Source organism: Paenibacillus algicola (genome assembly GCF_005577435.1).
Lineage (GTDB): Bacteria > Bacillota > Bacilli > Paenibacillales > Paenibacillaceae > Paenibacillus_AQ > Paenibacillus_AQ algicola.
Window position 1 is genome coordinate 2,239,059 of sequence record NZ_CP040396.1, and the last position, 24,398, is coordinate 2,263,456.

Here is a 24,398-nt window from a genome sequence, read left to right on the forward strand (position 1 = left end):
CGCCTGTCTGCTTCGGAAGTTTTTTTGGTTTATTGTTCATGAAGTTTGTTCATGAAGATTTCGGCAGAGAATACGGAAGCCATAGGGATCCAGGCTAATCTTCATGATGCCGCCCTCGGTATCTACCTTTTCATTCGTAAAGGAGTCGTACCAGTCATTCTTGACGAGCGGATGAGACAGGGTGCAGGGCTGGTCGGTATTGTTCATCCAGATGATGAAATGAACCTTGTCATCGACGCGCTCATATACCACGCATGGGTCATGAGGGTCAGCCTTGAGGAATCGGAAGCGGCCTTCGCGCAGTGCTTTATGCTTGCGCCGTAACCCGATCATAAGCTGGTAGAAATCATACAGCTCCCGCTGCTGCTTGTCGGGATCCCATTCCATACATTTACGGCAATCGGGATCATCGCCACCGGTCAAGCCAATCTCATCGCCGTAGAAGATACATGGGGTTCCCATATATGTAAACAGAAATACGACGGTCAGCTTCATTTTGCGGATGTCATGTCCGACCCGGGTAAGCAAGCGCGGTGTATCATGGCTGCACAGCATATTGAATACAACTTCATTCGTTTGCTGCGGGTAGCGCATGATCAAGGAGGCCATATTATCAGCAAACGTACGCCCATCCAGTTCTCCATTGAAGAAGCTGAGCACCTTGTCAGCGAACGGATAATTCATGACGGAATCAAACTCGTCGCCCATCAGCCAGTTCAGGGAATCGGACCAGACCTCGCCGACAATATAAGCCTCCGGGTTCGCACCCTTTACAACCTTGCGGAAGTCTCGCCAGAACTCATGGTCAATCTCATTCGCGACATCGAGCCTCCAGCCATCCAGCTTGATTTCCTTGATCCAATATTCGGCGACATCAAGCAGGTACTGCTTGACCTCCGGATTCGCTGTATTGAATTTGGGCATATTGGCAAAAAATCCGAACGTATCGTAGGTTGGTATGCCTTCATGCACTGTACATGGAAACTCATTCACATGAAACCAGTCTGCATAGCGGGAGTTCTCTCCGTTCTCCATTACATCCTTGAACGGCCCGAATTGATCACTGCAATGATTGAACACCGCGTCCAGCATGACACGAATTCCTCGCTCATGGCAGGCTTCCACCAGCTCCTTCAACAGCTCATTACTGCCAAGATGAGGGTCTACCTGCTTATAGTCTACAATGTCATATTTATGGTTGGAGGGGGAGAGGAATAAGGGGGTAAAATAGATTGCATTAATGCCGAGATCCAACAGGTCATCCAGGTGATCCATTACGCCCTGCAGGTCGCCGCCAAAAAAATTGTCCAGCTGAGGCTGACCGCCCCAAGGCTCCGTTCCCTCAGGGTCATTAGAGGGATCTCCATTGGCAAAGCGCTCCGGCATGATCTGATAAAATACTGCCTCCTTGGCCCAGGCCGGAACCTTAAATACATCAATCTCATGGATGTAAGGAAACTCGAAATAGCCCCCTGGAGGGTAAGGGTAATCAGAGCAGAAGCCATTGTCGATGAGATAGACGGTTTCATCCCCTTTATGGAAGCGGAAGCCGTAAGACAAACGTTTGTACATTGGATTTACGGCACACTCCCAATAATCAAACATCCCGTCAGACGCTGCTTTTTCCATCGTAATCTCAAAATACGTACGATCCCAGTCATATTTATCGCCGGTCAGTGCCATCACACTGTCCACGTCATCCTTCTGGGTGCGGACACGCAGGTGAATGGTTGAAGTATCATAAGCGTAAGCCCACTTGTCTCGGGGAACATGGTAGATTGCTTCGAGCAGCATGGCAGCACCTCCAATACATTTATTCAGTCAGTAGGGTTTAATAACCAGCCAGCTTGTCTATTGAATCAAAACAGGAATTTTTTTCTTCATATAAAAAGAAGGAGGCTGGAATCAGAGAATTGACCATGGTTAAGATAAAATATGCCTGAAATCACTCGTTAATACACAGGTCCAACATTTTTTCATGAAAATAAATGGAAGAGGATTGAATAATCATACACACTGGTCTATAATAACTCAGTCATCAAGATCACCTACAGATACAATGAAGAGGAGAGAGTGCAAACGTGAGAACCAAAATAAAAATGTCCATGCTTATGCTTCTGGTTATGTTGCTGTCTTTTGGCAGCGTGGCTGGCGCTGAGGGTGTGAAAAAGACAATCATTCTGGGCACAAGCGCAGACTATATGCCTTATGAATTTCACAAAACCATTGATGGCGTCGATACCATCGTTGGCTTTGATATTGAAATTGCCAAGGAGATCGCCAAGGATCTGGGTGCGGAACTGATCATCAAGGATACGTCCTTTGATGCGCTGTTACCGGAGTTAACCAGCGGCCGGGTCGATTTCGTTATTTCTGGCATGAATCCGACGGAGGAGCGCCGCCAGAGCATTGACTTCTCCATCCCGTATTATCGGGCAGAGCAGTCGGTCATCGTCCGCAAGGAGGACGAAGAGAAGTACAGCACTATGGAGAGCCTGGAAGGCGCAAGAATTGGTGTTCAGAAGGCGTCGGTTCAAGAGGGCATCGCCTCAAAGATTTCAAATGCCACGGTAACGTCGCTGGACAAAATCCCGGATCTCCTTCTGCAGCTGGAAAGCGGCCGGGTGGATGCGGTCATCGCCGAGTATCCCATTGCCAACGCCAATATGAATGCTGAAACGATGGCGATCACGGCTGCTGTGCCACAAAGTGAAAATGACGAGTATGCCGTCGGTGTGCGCAAGAACAATGAGGAGCTGCTGAACAGCATTAATCAGACGCTGCAGCGCCTGATCGAGAATGATCTGGTGCAGCAGTATGTGGATGAAGCAGGCGATCTTGCCGCAGGACGCGTGAAGGAGCAGCTGAACACCGTTGAATTTTTTTGGAAATATCGCGACTATTACCTGAAAGGCATCCAATACACTTTGCTGATATCCGCGCTTGGAGTATTTTTCGGCTTTATTCTGGGCCTGCTTTTGGCACTGATGAGAATGTCCGGCATGGCTGTTCTGCGCTGGATTGCTGTCAGCTATATCGAGGTGCTGCGGGGGACGCCGATGCTGGTGCAGCTCTTCATCATTCATTACAGTTTGACCTCGTTTGGCATTAACTTCACGCCAATCCAGTCCGGTGTATTGACGCTCTCTTTGAATAGCGCAGCCTATCTTGCTGAAATATTCCGGGCAGGCATTCAGGGAGTGGACCGGGGACAGCTGGAAGCCGCGAGGTCCCTCGGGATGAGCCGCAAGCAAGCGATGAGGCATGTCATTCTTCCGCAGGCATTTAAGGGCGTTCTGCCGGCCATTGGCAACGAGTTTATTGTCATCATCAAGGAATCGTCTATCGTGTCTTTTATCGGCGTATTCGATCTGATGTATCAAGCGCAAATTTTGCGGGGCAGCACCTATGCTCCATTAAATCCGCTGCTGGTTGCGGCCATCATATACTTTATACTCACCTTCACGCTCTCGAAGCTGATGGGTGTGCTGGAAAGGAAGCTGAGCTCAAGTGATCAACGTTAAGAATTTGCATAAATCCTTCGGTAAAGTTGATATTTTGAAAGGCATGGATGTGGAGATTCAAAAGGGTGAGGTTGTCGTTGTCATCGGTCCCAGCGGCTCGGGCAAGAGCACCTTTCTCCGCTGCCTGAATCTGCTGGAGGAGCCGACGTCCGGTGAAATTATGTTTGAAGGCAAGAATATTACCGCGAAGAATCATAACATCAATGAAACCCGGGAAAAGATGGGGATGGTATTTCAGCAATTTAATTTGTTCCCGCATAAAAGCGTGTTAGAGAACATTACCCTGGCACCGATTCAGGTTCAAGGCATGTCATCCGCAGAAGCAGAAGCCATTGCAGATGAGCTGCTCACAACCGTGGGTCTGCTGGACAAGAAAGGGGCGTATCCGTCACAATTGTCCGGCGGCCAAAAGCAGCGGATTGCTATTGCAAGGGCACTCGCCATGCGTCCGCATGTCATGCTGTTTGATGAGCCGACCTCAGCGCTGGACCCTGAAATGGTCGGTGAAGTGCTGGAGGTGATGAAGAAGCTTGCAATGAACGGCATGACCATGGTGATCGTCACGCATGAGATGGGCTTCGCCCGGGAGGTTGGCGACCGCATTCTGTTCATTGACCAGGGCAGCATTGCCGAGGAAGGGACCCCGGAGCAGATTTTCACCCAGGCGAAGCATCCTCGTACCCGGGAGTTTCTGAGCAAAGTTCTGTAATAGGGTGTTTCGATTCTAAGCCGGTTCCTCTATTGGAGGTTCCGGCTTCTTTTCGTTTCGCTTAGATTGGCAGCATTTTCATGCGGAATTAGTTACAAAATCGTGATATATTTGTAACCAACTTACCACAGGAGGCAGCTAGATGAACAGACGTTTGCGAAACAAAAGGATGCAGAGCAGTAAAGCATTAAAATGGTTTACCGCCGCCATAATGGCATGCACCATGACCGCTGGACTTGCAATTCCGAAAGCAGAAGCAGCACGGATACATACAGCCAAGCAGGGAGATACCTTTTATTTGTTATCCAAGCAGTATAACGTGAATCTGACTACGTTGATGAAGGAGAATCCTTCCATTCACGCCCTGAACATTTATCCCGGTCTAAAGATTACAATTCCTGGCATCAGCGCGAAGCCAGGTGTGTTTGTACCAAGCCTGAATGTCTTCCCAGACCAAAAGATCGTCGAGGCTTGGGGAAAAACCTTTAGCTACAGTAAGACGCTGGGGGTCAGAGCGACGGCCTATTCCTCGGACGCTGCCGAGAACGGGGGCTGGGGGGCTGTGGATTACTTCGGCAACCCTCTTGTGCTGGGCACTATTGCTGTAGACCCCAAGGTCATTCCCTTAGGCACCAAGGTGCTGGTGACCGGACATGCGCATCCTGGACTGCCTAAAAAAGCCTTTGTAGCTGTTGCACGGGATATTGGCGGAGCGATTAAAGGCAATAAGATCGACATCTTTATCCCTGGTTCTCAGCAGTCAGTCAGAATGTTCGGATTTCAGGATATCAAGCTTTATTTCATTCAATAATTCAAACAAGGCCGCTTCCGTGGATGCTCTGGAAGCGGCCTTATGATGTTATGAGGCGCAGATCGGTTCGATTCAACGCGGCTCAGACAAAGACAATAGCTCAGGTAAGGTAACAAACTCATAGCCTTGGCTGCGAAGCTCGGTAATAATCTCCGGCAAAGCCTCAATCGTTCCACTCAAATCCGAGCCGGTTCCTCCGCCTGCATGCTGCAGCACGATGGCCCCCGGACCGGCTGCTGACAGTACATTGCTCTTCACCTCATCTTTGCCGAGCCCTTTCCAGTCCAGGGAGTCCACGTTCCAATTTACAATCTTGTATTGGTGCTTACGTGCCCAAAGCAGCTGTTCTTCAGTAATATCGCCGTAAGGGGGACGAATGAGCAAGGTGGCCTCGCCAGTAATCTTCTGAATGATCTCATTCGTACGTTGAATCTGATCCTGAAATTGGATCAGGCTCAGCTTGCCGAACTGAGCGTGATTGTATGAATGGTTGCCGATGGCATGCCCTTCCTGCTTCATTCGAAGAACAAGCTCGGGATGCTTTTCGGCCCGGCTGCCGACCACGAAGAAGGTCGCTTTGACGCCATGCTCTTTCAAGGCATCCAGCACCTGGGGGGTGAAGCGCGGATCAGGCACATCATCAAAAGTTAAAGCGATTTGCTGTGAAGAGAGCCCCTTAGTACGAAAGGTGTCCGGATACTTTTTGATCAACTGACTTAAGGTCAGAGGATCTGACCGTCCGCTCCGCGGGTTGGTGTCCATGCTGCTGGAAGCCATAGCAGCTTCCGGTGATGACATCAGCAACACGACCAGGAGCATCAGACATCTGCTGATGAAGGCAGTGTATTTCACAAGACTCCGCTCCTTTTTATTTTTTTATGGTATTCCCTGGCAGCGGTGAAAATATGCTATGGGGATGAATATTAAAGCATTCCAGCGTTTTGGATGCCTGGTTTAAAGGGTGTATAATAAAGGAGCGTGAACTATTTAAGCACGGAAGGAATGAATGTTGTGGCTGACTTATTTACACCATATAGCTTTCATAATTTAACGTTAAAAAACCGGATCGTCATGCCTCCCATGTGTCAATATTCCGTTCAGGCGGAGGATGGCAAGCCTAATGACTGGCATTTCGTCCATTATGTCAGCCGTGCTGTCGGTGGAACGGGTCTCATTATCGTAGAAATGACGGCAGTCGAGCCGGACGGCCGAATTACGAATCGGGATACCGGTATATGGAGTGATGAGCATATTCCGGCATATCGCAGGATTGTGGAAAGTGTTCATACCTATGGCACCAAGATCGGAATTCAGCTCGGTCATGCGGGACGAAAGGCGCAGGATGCGGATCCGCCAGCAGCTCCTTCCAATATTCCGTTTAGCTCCACCTATAAAATGCCTGCAGCGATGTCAGCTGAGGACATTGAGAATGTGATCAACTCTTTTCGGGAGGGGGCCAGACGGGCGGTGGAAGCGGGCTTTGATACGGTGGAAATTCACGGTGCCCACGGATACTTGATCCATCAGTTTCATTCGCCGCTTAGCAACGAGCGCGAGGATGAATTTGGACAGGATTACGCTCTCTTCGGTGAGCGCGTAGTTCAAGCGGTCAAAGAAGTTGTGCCTGCCGGCATGCCGATTATGATGCGGGTGTCTGCAATGGAATATGTGGATGGCGGCTATGGCTTGGATTACTGCGCAGAAATATGTCAAAGGTACAAGGCCGCGGGAGTTGATCTCTTTCATGTGACTTCCGGAGGAGAGGGTCCCATTGGCTCCGACGGAGGGCCGAAGGCGGTGCCGGGGTACCAGGTGGAGATGGCCTCTGCATTGAAGCAGAAGCTGCAGGTGCCAGTGATCGCCGTCGGGCTGCTTGATGAATATCAGGCGGCGCAGGATGTGGTATTGTCCGGTAAAGCGGATCTGGTAGCCGTAGGCCGGGGGATGCTAAACGACCCGTACTGGGCGCTGCATGCCTCCCATGCACTGCAGGGTGAACAGAAGGTGCCGAAAGCCTACGAGCGTGGCTTTCCCAAAAAATAATGAATTCTCGTGCATTTTCGTGAAACCATGCGCAACCTGCTGCGTATTCATTTAGCAAGTGAACCTACTAATAAGAAAATTTCAGGAGGAACAATACCATGTCCATTTTCAAAAGACTGCGTGATCTGACCATGTCCAATATCAATGCGATGATCGATAAGGCCGAGGATCCCATCAAGCTGACGGATCAATACATTCGGGATATGACAGAAGACCTGGAGGATGCCGAGAAGGCCGTAGCAGCACAGATCGCGATTGAGAAGCGCTTTAAGGCTCTGTTCGAAGAGCAGCAGGCGCTGGCCGAGAAGCGTACGCAGCAGGCTCATACTGCAGCACAGGCACAGAACGTGGATCTGGCGCGCCGGGCGCTGGAGGAGAAGAAGACGGCTGAAGCCAAGCGGGATGAATACAAGGCAAGCTATGATCAGAACAAGGCTGCCGCCGATAACCTTCGTGCCAAGCTGGACGAAATGCGCAAGCAGCTTACCGCGATGAAGAACAAGCGCGAGACCCTGGTTGCCCGTTATAATGCAGCGAAAGCTCAAACCGAAATTAACAAAGCGATGAACGGCTTCAGCAGTGACTCCGCATCATCAGGGCTGAAGCGCATGGAAGAGAAAATGCTTCAGATGGAGGCACGTGCCGAGGCGGGCAATGAGCTGAACGCCAAAGAGAAGTCGCTGGATGATGAGTTTGAAGCGCTGGGCAAGGATAAGGCCGTTGAAGACGAGCTGGCAGCGCTGATGAAGCAATACGAGAACAAGAACGAATAGCAGTAAGCCGCTGCTGGAACAGCGGCGGATCTATGGATCATAACGGAGGAGAATGAGCGCTGGATGCGAGCTTTTCCTCCGTTTTCCATGAGGTTACAAGCCTATTATGACGGAGGTTGAGTATGACTTTTGAAATGATCTTAGGAATCAGCATTTGGACCGGGGTTGGCGCGCTGCTGCTGTTTATCCTGATGTATGTAGATTCGCTGTTTACGAAATACAAGGATCTCGAGGAAGTGAAGAAAGGGAATATGGCCGTGACAGCCAGGCTGATCATGAAGCTGTTTGCACAGGGCTATATTCTTTCTGTATCGATTCAGACCTCACCGGATCTGGTGGAAGCCATTGTCGTGTCGGTCGTCTCTTTTATCATTCTCTTTATTGTGGAGCGGCTGACGGAGTGGATGCTCAAGCTGCTGGGTGGCATCAATCTGGATCTGGGCACTCAGCAGGGCAAGACGGGCTATGGATTATTTGCAGGCTCGCTCCATATTGTAGGAGCATTAATTATTACAGCCTGCCTGTAAAGATATTTATGAACGATAGGAGCCGCTTATCATGAGTGTATGGAAACGAATCCGCAATCTAATGACCAAGCCCGAGCCGCCGAAGCGGGAGAAAAGCATGCTGGAGCTGTCGCCGGGAGATATATGCGAGGTTTCTCTCGTGACTTACGAGGTAACAGGCCGCGTACATAATCGCGGCAGAAATGCAGTGATGCTCACCCTGCAGGACGGCAATACGACCATGTATTTGCAGATTGAAGAGCGCGAAACGCTCCAGTATAGACTGTATGAGCCGATTGATGGGCGATTGGATAACCCGCATGAGGTTCCGACCACGATTGAGCTGGATGACAGGATGTATCATTTGGAGGAAGAGTACGGCGGAATGGTTACGCTTGCCGGCCGGACCCCGTTTACTCAAAATGGCGAGCAGCACGTCTGGCAGCATCAATCTGATGACTACCGACTGGTTCGCGTGGAATGGCAGAATGGAAGGTTTATGCTCTACGAAGGGGAGAAAGTCATACCGGGAGATGTTAAGGTCATCCGGGCAACCTAGGAGTGGTTAAATGAAGCAACGCTCAATGCTGTTTGTTAAATTATTGCTGGTTCTCAGCTTTCTCGTGTCGATTCTCAGCGGCTGCGGGACGCCGCCAGATGTGAAATCCAGCTATCCGCTGGAATCGGTCAACCGGATGGACAATGCGTCCTCCTATGTGTACCGGGCAGAGAATAAGAGTGTTCCCATCGTCGCCCAGGAGCTTGCGGCAGATACCGCGCCGGATGAAATGTCGAAGGAAGACACCGAGCGGATGTTCCTGGTCTATGGAGATGATATCTATCATTTGCAGCAGGACCCTGAAAAGCCGGAGGACACGCTGGTAGAGATCAGCTCCAGAGAATATGTAAGGCAGAATTATGATTCCAGCTTTCTGCAAGGGTATTTGACGGCTGTGCTGATCGGCAATCTGTTTGATGCTCTGGATGGACGGGGGGGCGGCTACCGGGGATATACAAGCCGGGAGGTGTACCAGCCCAAAGCCGGTACGTATAAGGTACCAACCGCTGATGATAAGAAGCTGGCTCCGCCCCTGACCTCTGACCGAAGCGGAAAGATTACGCGCCGAGGTCAGGATTCAGTAGGGTCAAGCGGCAGCATTTTCAAGCGGCCTTCTGATAATAGCAGTAAGGGCACGATCAGCCGCGACAAAAGCAGCGGCAGCAGCGGAGGAGGTCTGTTCTCTCCTCCTAAGCGTTCCTATACGAAGCCCAAAACGAGCTTCGGTTCCGGCAAAATCGGCCGCCGCGGCCGAAGATAAGGTTCTTGACGAGACCGTCTGATGCGATCACCTCCGCATCAGGCGGTCTCTTTTTATTACATTATTTTTACAATTCCGACAAAAGACATAATATTTACGTAACAATTCATCATTATGCTAGGAATGTATGAACAATTGGACAAGGGGTGGAGCACTTGAATAAAACGATGGATCGTAAAACATTTCTTTCTTACCTGGGTACTGGAACTGCCGCATTGGCGGCAGCATCTGCCGGCCTGGGACTGCTGGAAGGAAAAGCATCAGCGATGACCGGAACCGCCGATCACCTATTCGGGTTCAAAACCAACAAGGTTAGCGGATACTTCAATCCCATTGAGCCTACGGATATTGATGAATTGGTACTTCCTAAAAACTTCAAATATGACATTGTAGCCGCTTTTGACGATGTCATCAACTCGGCCGGCGAGAAATTCGGCTCTGGCTGCGACTACAATGCCTTTTTCCCGCTGAAGGGCTCGAACGTGCGCGGATTGCTCGTAACGAATCATGAGTACTCCACCATTTTCTCCATCGGTCCGGTGAAGGACGGAAAAATGACCGCAGATCAAATTCAGAAAAATTTGTATTACCTCGGCATGTCTGTCATTGAGGTGTACCGTGATGAAAATGGTGTCTGGAAAATGGATACCCGTTCGTCCTACGCACGCCGTATTAACGGCTTCACTCCTTTCCAGCTGACCGGGCCGGCCAAGGGGATCCCAGCGCTTAAGGGAGCTACATCCGTTCAAGGTACGTTTGCAAACTGCTCCGGCGGGGTGACGCTGTGGAATACCGTGCTTTCATGCGAAGAGAACTTTGAAGGTACCGCTGCTGTATCCAAGCTTCCGGATACTCATTACGGCTGGGTTGTTGAGGTTGATCCGTTTGACAAATCCTATCTCAGAAAGCATACCGCACTGGGCCGCTTTAACCACGAGAATACCGCCATGGGCCTTGCAGCAGACGGCCGGGTTGTCGTTTATATGGGCGATGACAAAAAGGACGCTTGTGTGTACAAATTTATTAGCAAGAACAAGTACGATAAGAGCAAGGGCCGCGGCAACTCTGCATTGCTGGAAGACGGAACGCTGTATGTGGCTAATCTGAAGAGTGGTAAGTGGCTCCCTATTACGCTTGCAGAAGTGAGCAAGGCTGCGGCTAAGGATCCAAGCCTTAAGAACAAGTTCAAATCCCAGGGCGACGTGGTTACATACTGCCAGGAGGCTGCCAAGCTGGTGGGTGGAACACCGACAGACCGTCCGGAGGATATCGAGATTTCACCATTTGATAACACCGTGTTCATCTGTCATACGAACAATGACAGCCATGGCAATATTCACGGCCATATCACACGTATTTTTGAAGCAGGGAATGATCTCGGCGCCATGGAGTTTGATTTTGAAATTTTTGCTGCCGGCGGACGCCAATCCGGCTTCAGCGCACCGGATAACCTTGCTTTTGATTCCAACGGTGATCTGTGGGTCGTTACCGATATTTCGAGCAGCAGCCAGAATAAAGGCGTACATAAGTCCTTTAAAAACAATGGCATGTTCGTCATTCCAACCAGCGGTCCGGATCAAGGCAAAGCCATGCAATTTGCTTCAGGTCCTGTAGAATCCGAGCTGACCGGCCCTTATTTCACACCGGACGAGCAGACACTGTTCCTTTCCATTCAGCATCCGGGAGAAACGACACAAGACCTGAGCAATCCGACCAGCACCTGGCCTCATCGCCGTGGCGAGAATATGGCACGCTGCGGTGTGGTCGCAATTAGCGGCTTCAAGCTGCAGTAGGACAGGCACTCATCCATAGAAGAGAAAGGAGCTAGAATATGCCATTTGGAAATATTGGAGTCGGTGGTCTTATATTGATCCTGATCATCGCGTTAATTATTTTCGGACCCTCCAAGCTGCCAGAGCTCGGCCGGGCATTCGGACGGACACTGAGCGAGTTTAAAGGGGCTACGCGCGGATTGGTGAACGGGGATGAAGAGGAGAATACGAAGAATGATCAAGCATCTGCTGCAACGGTCTCTAAACCGCAGAGCTGATCCCAATGCGCAAAATGCGATCCAGCATCTGGAGGAGCTGCGCCGGCGTTTAATCACCGTGTTCACTGCGTTCCTGGTATCCATGGCCGCTGCCTTGATCGGTGTCAAGCCGATGTATGCCTGGCTGGTCCGGGATCTGGATCAGAAGCTGATCCTGCTCGGTCCCTCGGATGTGATCTGGGTGTATATGGTCATTGCGGCAGTGGCGGCACTGGTGGTGACGCTTCCCATCGCAGCCTACCAGATCTGGAGGTTTGTGCAGCCAGCCCTTCCAGATCACGGCCGGCGTGCTGCTCAAGTCTTCATTCCGCTGATCAGTGTGCAGTTTGTGCTGGGAATCAGCTTCGGGTATTTCGTGCTTTTTCCCATGGTCTATGAGTTTATGAAGGGGATGGCTGCGGGAAGCTTTGAAACGATGTATACCGCGCAGAAGTATTTCACCTTTCTGGTGCATATGACCGTGCCCTTCGGTGTACTGTTCGAGATGCCGGTCGTCATCGTCTTTCTGACGAAGCTGGGAATTCTGAACCCTGAGAGGCTGTCCAAATCACGGAAAATGGCTTATTTTCTACTCTGTATTATCGCTGTAACCATCACACCGCCAGATATCATGTCCGATCTCATTGTGATCGTGCCGCTGTTTCTGCTGTACGAGATCAGCATTGGACTATCGAAAGCGGTATACGCGAGAAGCGCCCAGCTTGACCCCGGCAAAGGCTAGCTCAAAGAGGCTGTTCTGTAAAGATCTGCGGATCTTTCGGAGCGGCTTTTTTGTTTACGGAAACCTATTAGTGCGGAGAAACGGTTTGCACTTTGAGGGCTAAAGAGGATATAACAGTAGTAGGATGAACAGCAGAGGGAGGCACGAAGCATTGAGTACAGATCGGTTTACACGTAAAGCGCTGCAGGTTCCAGCAGCACAGGAATTGGTATTATCTCATGTAGCAGCAGGGCACACAGAATTGATTTCGACGGTAACCAGTGACAGGAGAACCCTAGCGGAAACGGTACAGGCACCTCATGACTACCCCGCTTTTCGAAGATCCGGCATGGACGGGTATGCGGTTCGGGCACAAGACACAGTACCGGATGACGGAGAATTACCGTGGCTGGAGGTCATTGACGATGTGCCCTGCGGAGCGGTGCCGAAGGAGGCAATAACCGCAGGGACAGCGGCCAGAATTATGACCGGAGCCCAGGTTCCGGAAGGGGCTGACGCTGTAGTTATGCTGGAGGTGACAGAGCAACACGTGGAGAACGGCAGGAAGCTGGTCACTGTGAAAAAGCCAGCCGCAAGCGGACAGCATATTACGCCCATCGGCTTTGAGATTCCTTCCGGTGAGGTTCTCCTCAAACCAGGCCGGCTGATTGGTCCTGGAGAGCTGTCAGTGCTCGCCACCTTCGGAGTCCATCAGGTGAATGTGTACCGCAAGCCGGTCGTGGGTATTTTCTCCACAGGGAGTGAGCTTCTGGATATTACAGACCCTTTGGAGCCGGGGAAAATCCGCAATAGCAACACCCACATGCTCGCGGCTCAAATTGTAGAGGCGGGCGCCGAGCCGGTGGTCATGGACGCGATTCCTGACGACATCGAGCTGGCAAAGGCAAAGGTCGAGGAAGCCTTGAAGGCTTACGACCTGGTCGTGACGACAGGAGGCGTTTCTGTCGGAGATTATGATATTATGGGGGATCTGGTGCGAAGCGGTTCGATGGATATGCTGTTTAACAAGGTGGCCATGCGGCCCGGCAGTGTTACTACAGCTGCTGTACAGGACGGACGCCTGCTATTTGCTCTTTCCGGCAATCCGGGTGCCTGTTATGTCGGCTTCCTGCTCTTTGTGCGGCCGGCCATTCGCAAAATGCTCGGCATGCCTAAAGACAAGCTGCGGCTCCCAAGCTGGAGCGCAAAACTGGGCCGAGCCTATACAAAAGTGAACAACTTTACTCGCTTTGTCAGAGGTACCCTGGAGGTATCGGACGGACAAGTCGTGGCCTATCCCGCACAGCTGGATGAATCCAGCGTCATGGTGACGATCAAGGACAGCTCATGCTTGATCATTATTCCTCCAGAGCTGAAGGGGGCCTCTGAGGGAACAGAGGTGAACGTCCTGCTGCTGCCGGGAGCTCTGCATTGAGCGGTCAGGTCATCCTTCAAATTACAGGGTATAAGAATAGCGGCAAAACCACCTTGATCTCTTCTCTAATTCCCTGGTTGAAGCAGAGAGGCCACAGAGTGGCGGTCATCAAGCATGATGGTCATGATTTTCAGATGGACCACACGGGCACAGACACCTCATGTTTCATAGAGTCTGGCGCCGAGGCAGCACTGATCTCCTCACCATTTCGTATGGCAGTCCTCAGACAGCGTCCAATGGAGCTGGAGGAGCTCATAGGCGAGGTCGATGATTGCATCGACTGGATTGTAGTCGAGGGCTTCAAGCAAGAGTGCTATCCCAAGCTGGTGCTGCTCTCCGGCTTTCAGGATGTAAGCCTGGTGGGGGGATTGAGCCACATTCTCGCAGTTGTCGTGCATCCGGACATGGCAAAGGAACCGCAGCGCCTGCAAGCCTTGCAGCAGGAAGCAGAAGCTACGGTACCTTGGTTTAGCCGGGAGGACCGGAATCATATTTTTGAGCATCTCTATTCGCAGCTCTCAATCCGATGAGTCATTGCGCCGTTCAATAGCCTGGGACATCGTCTTGTCGGTCAGATGGGCGTATACCTCGGTCGTTTCCGTTGAAGCGTGTCCAAGCTGCTCCTTGGTTTTGTAAATATCGTTCTGGAGATAATAATCGGTAGCAAAGGAGTGTCTCAGCTTGTGCACAGTCAGGAAAGGCTTGCCAAACCGCTTGGCGTATTTAATGATCATCGCTTGAATCGCCCGTTTGGTCATTCGAGATCCTTCTTTCTGACCGTTACGAATGGCGACAAACAGTGCTTTTTCTTTCTTGGGCACGTGATAACGATGAGGTCTGAGAGCGATATAATGCTCCAAATCATCCTTGGCCTGGTTGCGGAAATAGACCGGAGATTTGAAGGTTTCGTCATTATTGCCTTTTCTGTAGACGTGCAGCATTTTGTTGCCAAGATCCAGATCATCAACATTCAAATTGACGACCTCCGACACTCGCAGACCCGAGTTCAAAATCAGGCTGACGATACAGGCATCCCGTTCTGAATTTAATCCGTGGGCGAACAGAGCTTGTTTGTTATCAGCAACATCCAGTGCATATCCTTCATGGATATAGGAGATGAATTCAATCAGCTCATCTTCCTCCAGAATTTTGCCTTTCAATTTAGCGGCGGTGTCCTTGGGCTTATGTATTCTTTTGTTTTCGATTTTGGCCATAATGTTGCGCTTGAGCAAGGGGTAGAAGTTTTCATCTTCCGCAATTTGACTTAAATAGTGAAAAAGGGAGCGCAGGGACGAAAGCTTCCTGGATACGGTAATCCTTGAATTGGTTCCTTCACGTCGGGTCGTCAAATAGAGTCGAAAGCCCGTAACGTCCTCCATTCGAAGCGTTTCCAGCTCCTCCAGCTTGATATGGCGGTTATCTTCACTGAGTGAGAGGCCTTCAGCCCGCAGCCAGTTGAAAAAGGTTTCATAATCTCTTACATATTCAAGCAGCGTGGAGGGAGACAGATCAGGCAGCTTATAGTCAATAAACTGCTGCACAAACCAAGGCATGGAAGGAACCTTTTCATCCAGCTTGGTACGGTCGATGACTTTTTGAATATTCATGGGAGGTTGAAACTCCTTTCCTTCACGGAGAACATATGTTGCTTCTAGCTTCATCATATCAGATATGAGGGGGCTGCGAAATGAAGAAGTGTAGTGGCTTGGTATTCTATGACGAAGGGACAGTGAACCTGATGAGAGCGGCATCTGAAGCTCATATGAGACTGAGCCTGCTTCCAGCAAGGCAGAAACAGATTATTCACAACTTGATGCAGTTTTATTTTTACGATTTTACGGAGTTTCTGGATTTTGACGTTAATGCTGAGGGGATGTATAGTGCGTATCCGGATTTGGAGCTGTTTTTTACAAGCCGGGGAGATAAATTTCCGTTTCTTATCACGTACCAGCAGCAGCCCGCCGGGTTTGCCTTGGTTGAACGGATCGATACCGCGGCGGCGGATTATTATCTGACGGAGTTTTTTGTCATGAAAAAGTATCGCCGGAGCGGGCTAGGCACCTGGGCAGCGAAGGAGCTGTTTGACCGCTTGCAGGGAAGCTGGAAGGTGACGGAGGTCGCATCCAATGTCCCGGCTCAGGCCTTCTGGCGAAAAGTCATTCATGCGTATACGAACGGCAGCTACCGAGAAGAGAAAGATCCGGAGAGCGGGAACCCCTCGCAGTATTTGCAGAGCCGTAGAATGAATAAGACCCAGACCCATCAGCATGAATCACAATGACATTTAAACGAAGGAGTGTGGATTATGGAAAGAAGAGCCTTTGGCAATACAGGCATGAATGTGAGTATACTCGGCTTTGGAGGTTCGGAAATACGGGATTCTGATCAAGCCACGGTGAATCGGCTGCTGCACTCAGCGCTGGATGCGGGACTAAACATGATTGATACGGCTGAATGCTATGGAAGCAGCGAGGAGTTGATCGGACAAGCCTTGAAAGGACGCAGAAGCGAAGCGTATCTGTTTACGAAATGTGGACATGCCGATGGGATTGCCGGTCACAATTGGGATCCAAAGGTACTCGCAGGCACGATCGACCGCAGCTTAAAGCGGCTGCAGGTAGATAATGTGGACGTGATTCATCTGCATAGCTGTTCTGCAGAAATATTGCGGCAAGGTGACGTGATTGAAGTGCTGCAGCGGGCTAAAGAGGCCGGTAAAACCCGATTCATCGGCTACAGCGGAGATGCTGATGACGCCTATGCTGCCGTTCAGAGTGGAGTATTTGACAGCTTTCAAACCTCACTTAATATTGCAGATCAGCAGTCTATTGAGCTGACCATTCCGGTAGCAGCCCAACGAGGCATGGGGATCATTGCCAAGCGTCCGATTGCAAACGTAGCCTGGAAGCATGAGACGATGGAGAAGGATCATTACGGGTTTCCGTATTGGGAGAGATTGAAGAAGCTGCAGTATGAATTTCTTCAGGATACGGATGCGGAATCAGACGTAGAACAAGCGTTAAAATTTACGCTTAGTGTTCCGGGTGTAGCTACTGCTATTGTAGGAACGAATAATCCAAATCGCTGGCAGCAGAATGCCAGTCTGCTCGCGGGCGGCTCTGCCTTGAGTCAGCCTGCTTATGAAGCCATCCGCGCACGCTGGAAAGAGATATCGAGCGAGGATTGGATTGGCCAAATATAGCTCGATCATAGATCAGTGAGCGAAGCATCGTGAAGCAAGCTTTTGATTCACTAAGCCTACAAAACGACTAATCCCATCGTAGGTGGGAAAATTGTGCTCAGCCCGGCGTAATAACCGGGCTTTTTTTAATTTTTATCGTATGAGCAACACATTAGTAAATAATAAATATTATGTAAACTAAATATTTTCATCATATGAAAAATTCACAATAAAATTTAAAATAATGATCGTGTCAATGAGTGTTCCATGCTTGAGGTACGAAGTCAACATTCGTTTGATAAAATACTAAAATCGTGCCGGGCCGCTTTTTCATAAACGACAATATGTGCTAAAGTGAAACTTAGAATTTCAACCGGACCTCAGGAGTGATCAGGAGAATGAACGCACGATATTTAAAGCCTTATTTGTGGCTCAAGTTAGCTGCACTATTTATCATTCTATTAAGTGGCTGCGGTGGGGAAGAAGGGCGGGGCTCGAAGGAAAAAATAACGTTAACAGTATCCGCAGCATCCAGCCTGAGAGATGCTCTTGAAAAGCTGGAGCTGGCGTTTGTTGAAGTTCACCCGGAGATTCAGCTACAGTTCAATTTCGGGTCATCCGGCAGTCTGCGTCAGCAGATTGAGGAGGGCGCACCGGTCGATTTGTTTATTTCGGCCTCCTCTGAGGAAATGCAGAGTCTAGTCACTCAGCAGCTTGTAGAGCCACATCAGCAGACGCCGTTATTAAGTAACTCGATCGTTGTTGTCACAGCCCCGGAGAGAGCAGGAGAGATTAAGACGATTCAGGACCTGGCGGGAGAGAACATCAACAAGATCGCCCTGGGCATACCCGAGAGTGTACCGGCGGGGCGCTATGCAAAAGAAAGCTTGCAGGCTGCGGGTCTATGGGAGGATGTACAAGATCATATGATTCAAGCGAAGGACGTCAGGCAGGTGCTTCAATATGTAGAAACAGGGAATGTGGATGCCGGTTTTGTCTATCAATCCGATGCCCAAACCACCGATCAAGCTGTTATTGCATTAAAGCCTGATCGTTCTACATATTCGGCTATAATCTATCCGATCGGCATTGTGAAAGCGACGAAGCACACAGAGCAAGCCCAACAGCTATACGATTTTCTCCGGGGAGATGAAGCCATTTTACAATTTCAATCCTATGGCTTCGATGTTGCAGAATGATACTGAATCAAGTGAGTTGGGGTGAATTCTGGTCACCTGTGTTACTGTCTATGCGGATCGCTTTGCTTTCCAGTATCGCTGTGCTTCTGCTAGGCCTGGCAGCTGCCTGGATGATGACCCGCCGACCTGTCATCCGAGGAAGAGTGATCATTGAAACGGTGTTTATGCTGCCACTGGTTCTTCCTCCTACAGTGGTGGGATTTATTCTGCTCAAGCTGTTAGGTCGAAAAAGCTGGATGGGGCAATGGATTGAAACCTTATTTTCTTCACCTATCATATTCACATGGTGGGCTGGAGTCATAGCTTCGGTCGTCGTTGCCTTCCCGCTTGTGTATCAGACGATGAAGGTAGGCTTCAGATCGGTCGATCACCATCTGGAAGAAGCCGGTCGATCCATCGGGGCGAGTGAATGGCAGGTATTTCGTCATATTACGTTCCCGCTTGTACTGCCATCTCTAATCTCTGCCTGGATTCTAGGCTTTGCACGCAGCCTTGGAGAATTCGGGGCAACGTTAATGATCGCCGGCAATATTCCTGGCCAAACTCAAACGGTACCGACAGCCATTTACGTCGCTGTAGACACTGGAAATATGCCGATGGCTTGGATCTGGACCTATGCTATGATTTTCATATCATCCATGCTGCTACTGGCTACCAACTATCGCGCTCGAGATTAAACACCTTTTGAACTGTCGAAACGGCTGAAGCAGCCGTTTTTTTGTTATTATAGCCGCCCTAATTAAACTATTTCATTATGTGAAAAATTCATAATAGTAAACATAAACTTTTCTAGTCACTATACAAAAACCCATCAGTCAGATGAATCTAAATTCACGTAAAAAGGAGGGGATTGTGTATTTATTCACAACTGGCAATAGTAATTAAGATTGTTGTTTCAACCTAAGTAGGCGCTGAGGTTCAAATAAACTGACGCTAATATGGGGGCTTGTCAATCAATTGTTTTCCGGCGAGATGTATTAAGGGGTCCCGCCAACAAAACGCGAAAAACGTACGCTAAGCGATCATTTCTCCCAATAACCCGGATTTCCCGTACGCTAAGGAAATCCGGAATTTATATTCGCTAGATGCTACGCTTCGCTTGACGGGGATTTTAACGGACGTGAACCCTTCAACGCCTTGATTTGCTTGATGTCAAACTTGTATTCTCCCAAGAAATTGATGTGTTCCCATCCGAGCGGAGAAATGTGCTTCAAAAGTTCTTCGTTCAATTGTCTGTTGTCTCTCATAAATTCTGTCACTCGGGTTAAATAAACCGTGTTCCATACGCTTATTGCATTGATGATAATGTTTAACGCGCTGGCCCGCTGAAGCTGGTCTTGAAGCGCCCGTTCCCGGAGTTCCCCTCGCCTCCCAACAAAGATCGCTCTGGCCAATTCATTCATGGCTTCCCCTTTATTCAATCCTCGATGTATTCTTCGCCGCATCGCCTCGCTTGAGAGGTAATTCAGAATGAAGATCGTTTTTTCAATTCGCCCCATTTCTCGGAGTGCCGTTGCTAATCGGTTCTGACTTGCATATGAGCCTAATTTCTCCATAATCAACGATGCAGAGACTGTACCTTCCCGGATAGGGGTAGTACCAGCGAAGCTGACACCACCCGCAAAGTAGATGTAATTAAATGGTCTTCGTTGTGTTTGTCTCTTATTTTGCAGTTCTCTTTTCTCGTTAAATAATGATTTGACACTTTCTTAGCTGACGATTCCAGCGTTACTGTAAGTGCTAACTGTATGCATAAATACGGTAATTACAAGTCTGAATAAAAAATTCTTCAAGTGAGAGTAATCCTGATCCTATTACCACCCATGGGTAACGTCTAATATGGTAAAAACGTAAAAACAAGCCGTATCCATTTGGGCACGGCTTGTTTTTGTCTTATTCCGGACTAGACGCAGGCAATAAAGCCATGCCATTGAGTCCACTGTCTGTAATGACCGCATCTGACAGCTCGTTTTGCATAGCAAGCTGTTCCGTTTTGATCAATTCGCTATTTAGGATCTTCAGCCGCTCTTCAAGGAAGCGCTCACAATCGGTGTCCACGGCTAGGCCTAGTTCTTGGCGTTGACGTTGATTTGTGAAGCGTGGTATCGGTAAAAGATACTCCTCGAAGTCCTTGAACTGGCGTGATCCCTGCACCCAAATATCACCGGAGCGCAGAGAGTTCTTCATCTCAGACAACACGCAGATTTCGTAGAAGCGACGGTCAAAGCCGTCCTCTGTGCGGACAACGTTTTCCCAGCGCTTGCGAACAAAACTCGTCGGTGCATCCTCTGACACCTTACGCAACTGATGTTGATTTATGCTCTTAAGCAATTCCACTCCTTCGAGAATGTCACGTGCGGTTGGCGCAGCTTTGAGTTGCAGCGATTCCAAAAGACTTGGAGTATAGCGACGAAGCTGGGAGAAACCGTCGCCGATTAGCGGAAGATAGTCGAAGTCTACGGGCTGAGCCAATTTTTCTGCTTCTGTAACGCTATCGGTAAAAACCTGCCACGGCAAAATGGATTCGATGGCCGCAAACGGATCACCTCCGCTTTGCTTGGCTTCCAATAGCGCTCGACCAATGCTAAAATAAAGACGCAACTTGTCGTTGTCGAGGGGTAACACTCGGTAATGTGTGGCATCCGTTCGATGGCGTATGGAACGCAAACCAAGCACACTTCCGTAAAGCGATTCTTTGGTAAGCGTTAAACAATAGACAATGTGGAGGGGAGCGATCCCCTCTATTTGTCGAAAGAAGGGGAAAAATAATGCAGCGGAAGAAATCGAAATACATAGTGATAATGCTCACTGTCGTCATAATAGCAGCAGGAATCGTTACAATTAATATCGCTAACAAAAATGATAAACCTACAAGTAACCAGCAGGCCACACCTTCAGAAATCGCGGAGAAGAAACCACCTCAATCTATAACTGCGACTGCTTCTTCTCCTCCAGCTGTTCAACAGTACAAACTTAAGAGCGAAAGCTTTGTCTCGACCTTCGTTGCTCCCAGTTATATCAGCGATTCGTTTATTGCATTTGAAAAAGATATCAGCGAAAAAGCAACGAGTTATATTGATACCTTCTCCTTAACCACAAAGCAGCTTAAAAATATATATCAAACACCAAACAAAGAAATCATTAACTCATTAGTTGGCGTAGAAGATAAGTTATTCTGGGTGGAATACAGTAGAGACCAAGAAAAAGATAAATCTTGGGAAATAAAATCTCTTGACCTAAAAACCAATCAGAAAAAGACATTATTTTCTGGAGCTAGTGAGGATAATATAGAGCCACCCATTCTAAGGGTGTTCGACGATCAAGTCACATGGATTGAAAAAACGATCAAAGATCACATTGTATACAGTTCTGCAATGTTATACAAACCAATTACTAATGATTTTGTTAAAGTGGCTACAAGTGAACTGAATGAGCAAGGAAAGCATCGTAAAGGCATTTATATGGCCATTCAACGACCGGTTCCTGATGGCATGCTTGTTCAACAATCAGTATTCAAGACCGTAGGAGATACAACGGATAAATCCTATGAAATTGTATTTTATCCCTATGATCAATCAAAGCCGATTACATTACGACAAAGCCAACAAGGTATGGTTGATTTCACAGCTGATCAAAAGTGGTTTGTATGGAGCGAGATAGGGAAACTCAGTGTCGCGGACAGAAAAACAGGAGAAATCAGGTACGTAATCGAAGCTAAAGATAAAGACCTTACAATAGATTCTCCATTTATTAGAGATAACCATCTCTATTATCGGTATTCGATGTATCAAATCTTTGACGTTGATTTAACGACCGGCAAGACAAGTGAACTGTCTGAATACCGTCTATCAACATCGAAGATCTTCAATACGTCAGATTACTTAGGATATTCATATATGGATGCTAAAAACAATAATGGAGAAGTTGAGTTTGAGATTATATCTCCAATCAATCAAACGAATTAATGTTTCGTCAAATGGCTTCAGCATTAATGAATTTAATAGAGGAACTGGCCCAGTACCAGCGTAGCTGACACCAGGGGCAGACATCTGTGAGTAAATGTTAGTATTAGGTTCCAGCTTCAAAAGTCATTAGAGTTCCAATTGCGAAAACAAATTCGGAACTTTGATTGATAATTGATAGTGGTACAGTGAAAAAGCATAGTGACAATTACCATTTCGGTTCCATACGTTTGCGGTCTGTGACAGTTACGCTGGTATTATCCCAATACAGAATGCATCCGTGTAACTGTGCACGGATCCAATGCTGTATCCGCATTAAATATCGACCACGAAAGAAAAGCAGCCCAGTAGCTTAGATTGTTGCGGATACCGTTAGTTTAATTTCTAGCTACCCCGAATTAAGAAAACCGGATTCCTTTGTAGGGTAAAGGGTCCGGTTTTTTCTGTTATGAATTGCTTAGCGTACGATTTTTTCCGTTTCGTGAGGTGACCCCTATATGAACACCTCCTGGTCATTGCTTGGTTGCAGACTTGTCGAATAGAGAACAAGCTGGCGGAATGATCGTTGTAGCTAAGAAGCGCCGTAAACCCTAAAGGGGGATTTACGGCTTTTCTCATGGTATCGTCACGCCCTGGCAGCATGTTGAAAGTTGTTTTGCCTTGTAATTTTCGTTATTAACGGGAGGCGGATGATTGGCACTCGGGATCTTACTTTCCATGAGTTATGGCAAAATCGTTCAGCATACTAGGATCAGTGGATTGAAATACTATTTTTGTGGAGTCCAATACCACTACGCTGGGGAATTCATTGACGCCCAGCTTATGCCACATCTCTCTTTCATCTTCGGTGTGATGCACAACTACCATATCTATTGCATTTAGAAGTGCATTATCCGCATTAACGACTTTGTTCACTTCAAAATCGAATTCAACTGAATTCGAAACTATACACAACACATATTTCCCTTCCTTTTGTGAAAGGACATCCGTAGGTGGGCCTTGGCGCTCCTTCTCACATCCGAGTATCAATGTGGTTAGAATGATGAGGCACAAGCTTTGAGCCAAAAAATCCGAATGATTAATCCGCCAGTATTCAATTATCATTCGGATTTTGGATGCGGAATCCAGCAGGACCCGGTCCTGGTAGGTGTGCTGCAAAAAAAGACAAATAAAGCGCCGCGACTCCCGTTTTGGGTCACGGCGCTTTATTGATTCAGCTTTTCATATATCGTTTCAACTCGTTGTAGAAATTTTCGCGAGAACCAGCGAGAATGACAACTATGATCTCGCCTTCGTCGTTTTCCTCCAGCCGGTAGGCGATTTCATAGTTCTTACCTTGGTAGAATACGTCGTAACCATATAAGCCTCGTAGATCGCCGGTCTTTGGGGAACCAACCGAAGGGTCATTACGGATGGCCTCGATAGCTTCAAAATATAGCCGTTTTAGCGGTTTTTCCACGAGTTTCTTAAAATAGCGTGCTGCTGGAGGTAGATACGTAACTGGAAGCATCTAATCCCCCATAACATCGGTAAATAGTTCTTCGGTTTGGCTGTCTTTTTTGTATTGGCGAGCGGCATCTCCGGATTCCGTAATCAAATGCTGTACAGCGCCGCGCAAGGCTGTTTGTTTCTCACGAAACTTGCCCAACAGTTCCTTGCCCTCGTAACCTTCTTGAATCAGATCAGCCAGGATCATGTCGGAGAAATGGTCACTCCCCATATCTTCTCGAACCGGTCGTATCAGAATACATTGATCTTTTACGGAAAATTCTACTTCGTCTTTAATACCCAATTGCTCAAAAAGCTTTTGTGGTATTGTGACTTGGCGCTTTCCGGAAACACGGCCACGTCTCCATTCCATTGCAGACACATCCTTATGATTCATAGCCAGAGTCTAACCCTCCTTGCTTTCTTTTATTCAAAACTGTAAATTTCTTTGATTCCTAGATTCCATGACTACATTATATGCGAAAATTTAGAGATCGGGAAGGGCAAAAAAATGCGATCTTGCTTCCCCCGATCACTGTCCCTAAATCCCTAGCGACTCACAGGTTTTAAAGCGCTTCGCGCCATAGCATGGCTAGACTCCTAACAAAGATTTACTCTCTTTAAAAAACAGCGTATAATATAAATTATACGCTGTTTCGATTTTAAGCAATTTTTCAATGACTAATGCACCCTTGTCC

The 24,398-nt window shown here is 48.4% G+C and carries 25 protein-coding genes and 1 pseudogene; 18 read left to right on the forward strand and 8 right to left on the reverse strand.

Going from position 1 to position 24,398, the window contains the following annotated elements:
• Positions 1-36: 36 nt before the first annotated feature.
• A complete protein-coding gene (locus E6C60_RS10320; protein WP_138225780.1) occupies positions 37-1,794 on the reverse strand; it encodes an alpha-glycosidase in 1,758 nt (585 codons plus the stop codon).
• A gap of 305 nt (positions 1,795-2,099) precedes the next feature.
• Between E6C60_RS10320 and E6C60_RS10325 the strand changes: the two genes are divergently transcribed.
• From E6C60_RS10325 to E6C60_RS10335, 3 genes are all read left to right on the forward strand, one after another.
• Positions 2,100-3,524, forward strand: coding sequence for an ABC transporter substrate-binding protein/permease (locus tag E6C60_RS10325; RefSeq protein ID WP_138227737.1), 1,425 nt, complete (start codon positions 2,100-2,102; stop codon positions 3,522-3,524).
• Positions 3,511-4,233, forward strand: a complete 723-nt coding sequence (locus E6C60_RS10330) for an amino acid ABC transporter ATP-binding protein (protein ID WP_138225781.1) — start codon at positions 3,511-3,513, stop codon at positions 4,231-4,233. Before E6C60_RS10325 ends, E6C60_RS10330 begins: the two co-directional genes overlap by 14 nt.
• Before the next feature lie 142 nt (positions 4,234-4,375).
• Positions 4,376-5,044: a 3D domain-containing protein gene (locus tag E6C60_RS10335; protein WP_175415267.1), complete on the forward strand. Its 669-nt coding sequence runs from the start codon at positions 4,376-4,378 to the stop codon at positions 5,042-5,044.
• A gap of 72 nt (positions 5,045-5,116) precedes the next feature.
• On the opposite strand, the gene E6C60_RS10340 is transcribed toward E6C60_RS10335, so the two are convergent.
• The gene (locus tag E6C60_RS10340) at positions 5,117-5,821 is read right to left on the reverse strand and encodes a polysaccharide deacetylase family protein (protein WP_233281233.1); all 705 of its coding nucleotides are present in this window, start codon (positions 5,819-5,821) and stop codon (positions 5,117-5,119) included.
• Positions 5,822-6,055: 234 nt separating this feature from the next.
• Here E6C60_RS10340 and E6C60_RS10345 point away from each other — a divergent pair, with 234 nt between their 5' ends.
• From E6C60_RS10345 to mobB, 10 genes are all read left to right on the forward strand, one after another.
• Complete coding sequence (locus E6C60_RS10345) at positions 6,056-7,087, forward strand: NADH:flavin oxidoreductase/NADH oxidase (protein ID WP_138227740.1); 1,032 nt, start codon at positions 6,056-6,058, stop codon at positions 7,085-7,087.
• A 98-nt stretch (positions 7,088-7,185) separates the two neighbouring features.
• Positions 7,186-7,860: a PspA/IM30 family protein gene (locus tag E6C60_RS10350; RefSeq protein ID WP_138225782.1), complete on the forward strand. Its 675-nt coding sequence runs from the start codon at positions 7,186-7,188 to the stop codon at positions 7,858-7,860.
• Positions 7,861-7,982: 122 nt separating this feature from the next.
• Positions 7,983-8,387 carry a DUF350 domain-containing protein gene (locus E6C60_RS10355; protein ID WP_138225783.1) on the forward strand — a complete coding sequence of 135 codons (405 nt, stop codon included), beginning with the start codon at positions 7,983-7,985 and terminating at the stop codon, positions 8,385-8,387.
• A gap of 31 nt (positions 8,388-8,418) precedes the next feature.
• Positions 8,419-8,925 (forward strand): DUF4178 domain-containing protein, encoded by a 507-nt coding sequence (locus E6C60_RS10360; RefSeq protein WP_138225784.1) that lies wholly within the window; start codon positions 8,419-8,421, stop codon positions 8,923-8,925.
• Positions 8,926-8,935: 10 nt separating this feature from the next.
• On the forward strand, positions 8,936-9,685 hold the full coding sequence (locus E6C60_RS10365; RefSeq protein ID WP_138225785.1) for a DUF4247 domain-containing protein: 750 nt from the start codon (positions 8,936-8,938) through the stop codon (positions 9,683-9,685).
• Positions 9,686-9,852: 167 nt separating this feature from the next.
• On the forward strand, positions 9,853-11,478 hold the full coding sequence (locus E6C60_RS10370; protein WP_138227741.1) for a PhoX family protein: 1,626 nt from the start codon (positions 9,853-9,855) through the stop codon (positions 11,476-11,478).
• A gap of 38 nt (positions 11,479-11,516) precedes the next feature.
• Positions 11,517-11,735 (forward strand): twin-arginine translocase TatA/TatE family subunit, encoded by a 219-nt coding sequence (gene tatA, locus E6C60_RS10375; protein ID WP_138225786.1) that lies wholly within the window; start codon positions 11,517-11,519, stop codon positions 11,733-11,735.
• Complete coding sequence (gene tatC / locus E6C60_RS10380; protein ID WP_138225787.1) at positions 11,692-12,456, forward strand: twin-arginine translocase subunit TatC; 765 nt, start codon at positions 11,692-11,694, stop codon at positions 12,454-12,456. Before tatA ends, tatC begins: the two co-directional genes overlap by 44 nt.
• Positions 12,457-12,580: 124 nt before the next feature.
• A complete protein-coding gene (locus E6C60_RS10385; protein ID WP_138225788.1) occupies positions 12,581-13,870 on the forward strand; it encodes a molybdopterin molybdotransferase MoeA in 1,290 nt (429 codons plus the stop codon).
• The gene (mobB, locus tag E6C60_RS10390) at positions 13,867-14,400 is read left to right on the forward strand and encodes a molybdopterin-guanine dinucleotide biosynthesis protein B (RefSeq protein ID WP_138225789.1); all 534 of its coding nucleotides are present in this window, start codon (positions 13,867-13,869) and stop codon (positions 14,398-14,400) included. Before E6C60_RS10385 ends, mobB begins: the two co-directional genes overlap by 4 nt.
• Here mobB and xerS read toward each other — a convergent pair.
• Positions 14,389-15,477, reverse strand: a complete 1,089-nt coding sequence (gene xerS, locus E6C60_RS10395) for a tyrosine recombinase XerS (RefSeq protein WP_138225790.1) — start codon at positions 15,475-15,477, stop codon at positions 14,389-14,391. The genes mobB and xerS overlap by 12 nt on opposite strands.
• A gap of 131 nt (positions 15,478-15,608) precedes the next feature.
• On the opposite strand from xerS, the gene E6C60_RS10400 reads away from it, so the two are divergent.
• The 4 genes from E6C60_RS10400 to modB all read left to right on the forward strand — a co-directional run bounded on the left by E6C60_RS10400 (position 15,609) and on the right by modB (position 18,927).
• Positions 15,609-16,151: a GNAT family N-acetyltransferase gene (locus tag E6C60_RS10400; protein WP_138227742.1), complete on the forward strand. Its 543-nt coding sequence runs from the start codon at positions 15,609-15,611 to the stop codon at positions 16,149-16,151.
• Between the two features lie 24 nt (positions 16,152-16,175).
• The gene (locus E6C60_RS10405; RefSeq protein ID WP_138225791.1) at positions 16,176-17,072 is read left to right on the forward strand and encodes an aldo/keto reductase; all 897 of its coding nucleotides are present in this window, start codon (positions 16,176-16,178) and stop codon (positions 17,070-17,072) included.
• Between the two features lie 377 nt (positions 17,073-17,449).
• Positions 17,450-18,250 (forward strand): molybdate ABC transporter substrate-binding protein, encoded by an 801-nt coding sequence (modA, locus tag E6C60_RS10410; protein ID WP_138225792.1) that lies wholly within the window; start codon positions 17,450-17,452, stop codon positions 18,248-18,250.
• The gene (gene modB / locus E6C60_RS10415; protein WP_138225793.1) at positions 18,247-18,927 is read left to right on the forward strand and encodes a molybdate ABC transporter permease subunit; all 681 of its coding nucleotides are present in this window, start codon (positions 18,247-18,249) and stop codon (positions 18,925-18,927) included. Before modA ends, modB begins: the two co-directional genes overlap by 4 nt.
• Positions 18,928-19,338: 411 nt before the next feature.
• Here the strand turns inward: modB and E6C60_RS10420 are convergent.
• Both E6C60_RS10420 and E6C60_RS10425 read right to left on the reverse strand, forming a co-directional pair.
• Positions 19,339-19,839: pseudogene (locus E6C60_RS10420) on the reverse strand (Tn3 family transposase); the annotation flags it as partial.
• A 304-nt stretch (positions 19,840-20,143) separates the two neighbouring features.
• Positions 20,144-20,818 carry a hypothetical protein gene (locus E6C60_RS10425; RefSeq protein ID WP_217496329.1) on the reverse strand — a complete coding sequence of 225 codons (675 nt, stop codon included), beginning with the start codon at positions 20,816-20,818 and terminating at the stop codon, positions 20,144-20,146.
• 233 nt (positions 20,819-21,051) lie between these two features.
• Here E6C60_RS10425 and E6C60_RS10430 point away from each other — a divergent pair, with 233 nt between their 5' ends.
• A complete protein-coding gene (locus E6C60_RS10430; protein ID WP_217496330.1) occupies positions 21,052-22,215 on the forward strand; it encodes a hypothetical protein in 1,164 nt (387 codons plus the stop codon).
• 705 nt (positions 22,216-22,920) lie between these two features.
• Here the strand turns inward: E6C60_RS10430 and E6C60_RS21145 are convergent.
• The 3 genes from E6C60_RS21145 to E6C60_RS10445 all read right to left on the reverse strand — a co-directional run bounded on the left by E6C60_RS21145 (position 22,921) and on the right by E6C60_RS10445 (position 24,097).
• On the reverse strand, positions 22,921-23,316 hold the full coding sequence (locus E6C60_RS21145; protein ID WP_138225795.1) for a hypothetical protein: 396 nt from the start codon (positions 23,314-23,316) through the stop codon (positions 22,921-22,923).
• Between the two features lie 109 nt (positions 23,317-23,425).
• Positions 23,426-23,722 (reverse strand): type II toxin-antitoxin system RelE/ParE family toxin, encoded by a 297-nt coding sequence (locus E6C60_RS10440; RefSeq protein ID WP_138225796.1) that lies wholly within the window; start codon positions 23,720-23,722, stop codon positions 23,426-23,428.
• Positions 23,723-24,097, reverse strand: a complete 375-nt coding sequence (locus tag E6C60_RS10445; RefSeq protein ID WP_208202731.1) for an AbrB/MazE/SpoVT family DNA-binding domain-containing protein — start codon at positions 24,095-24,097, stop codon at positions 23,723-23,725.
• Positions 24,098-24,398: the final 301 nt, after the last annotated feature.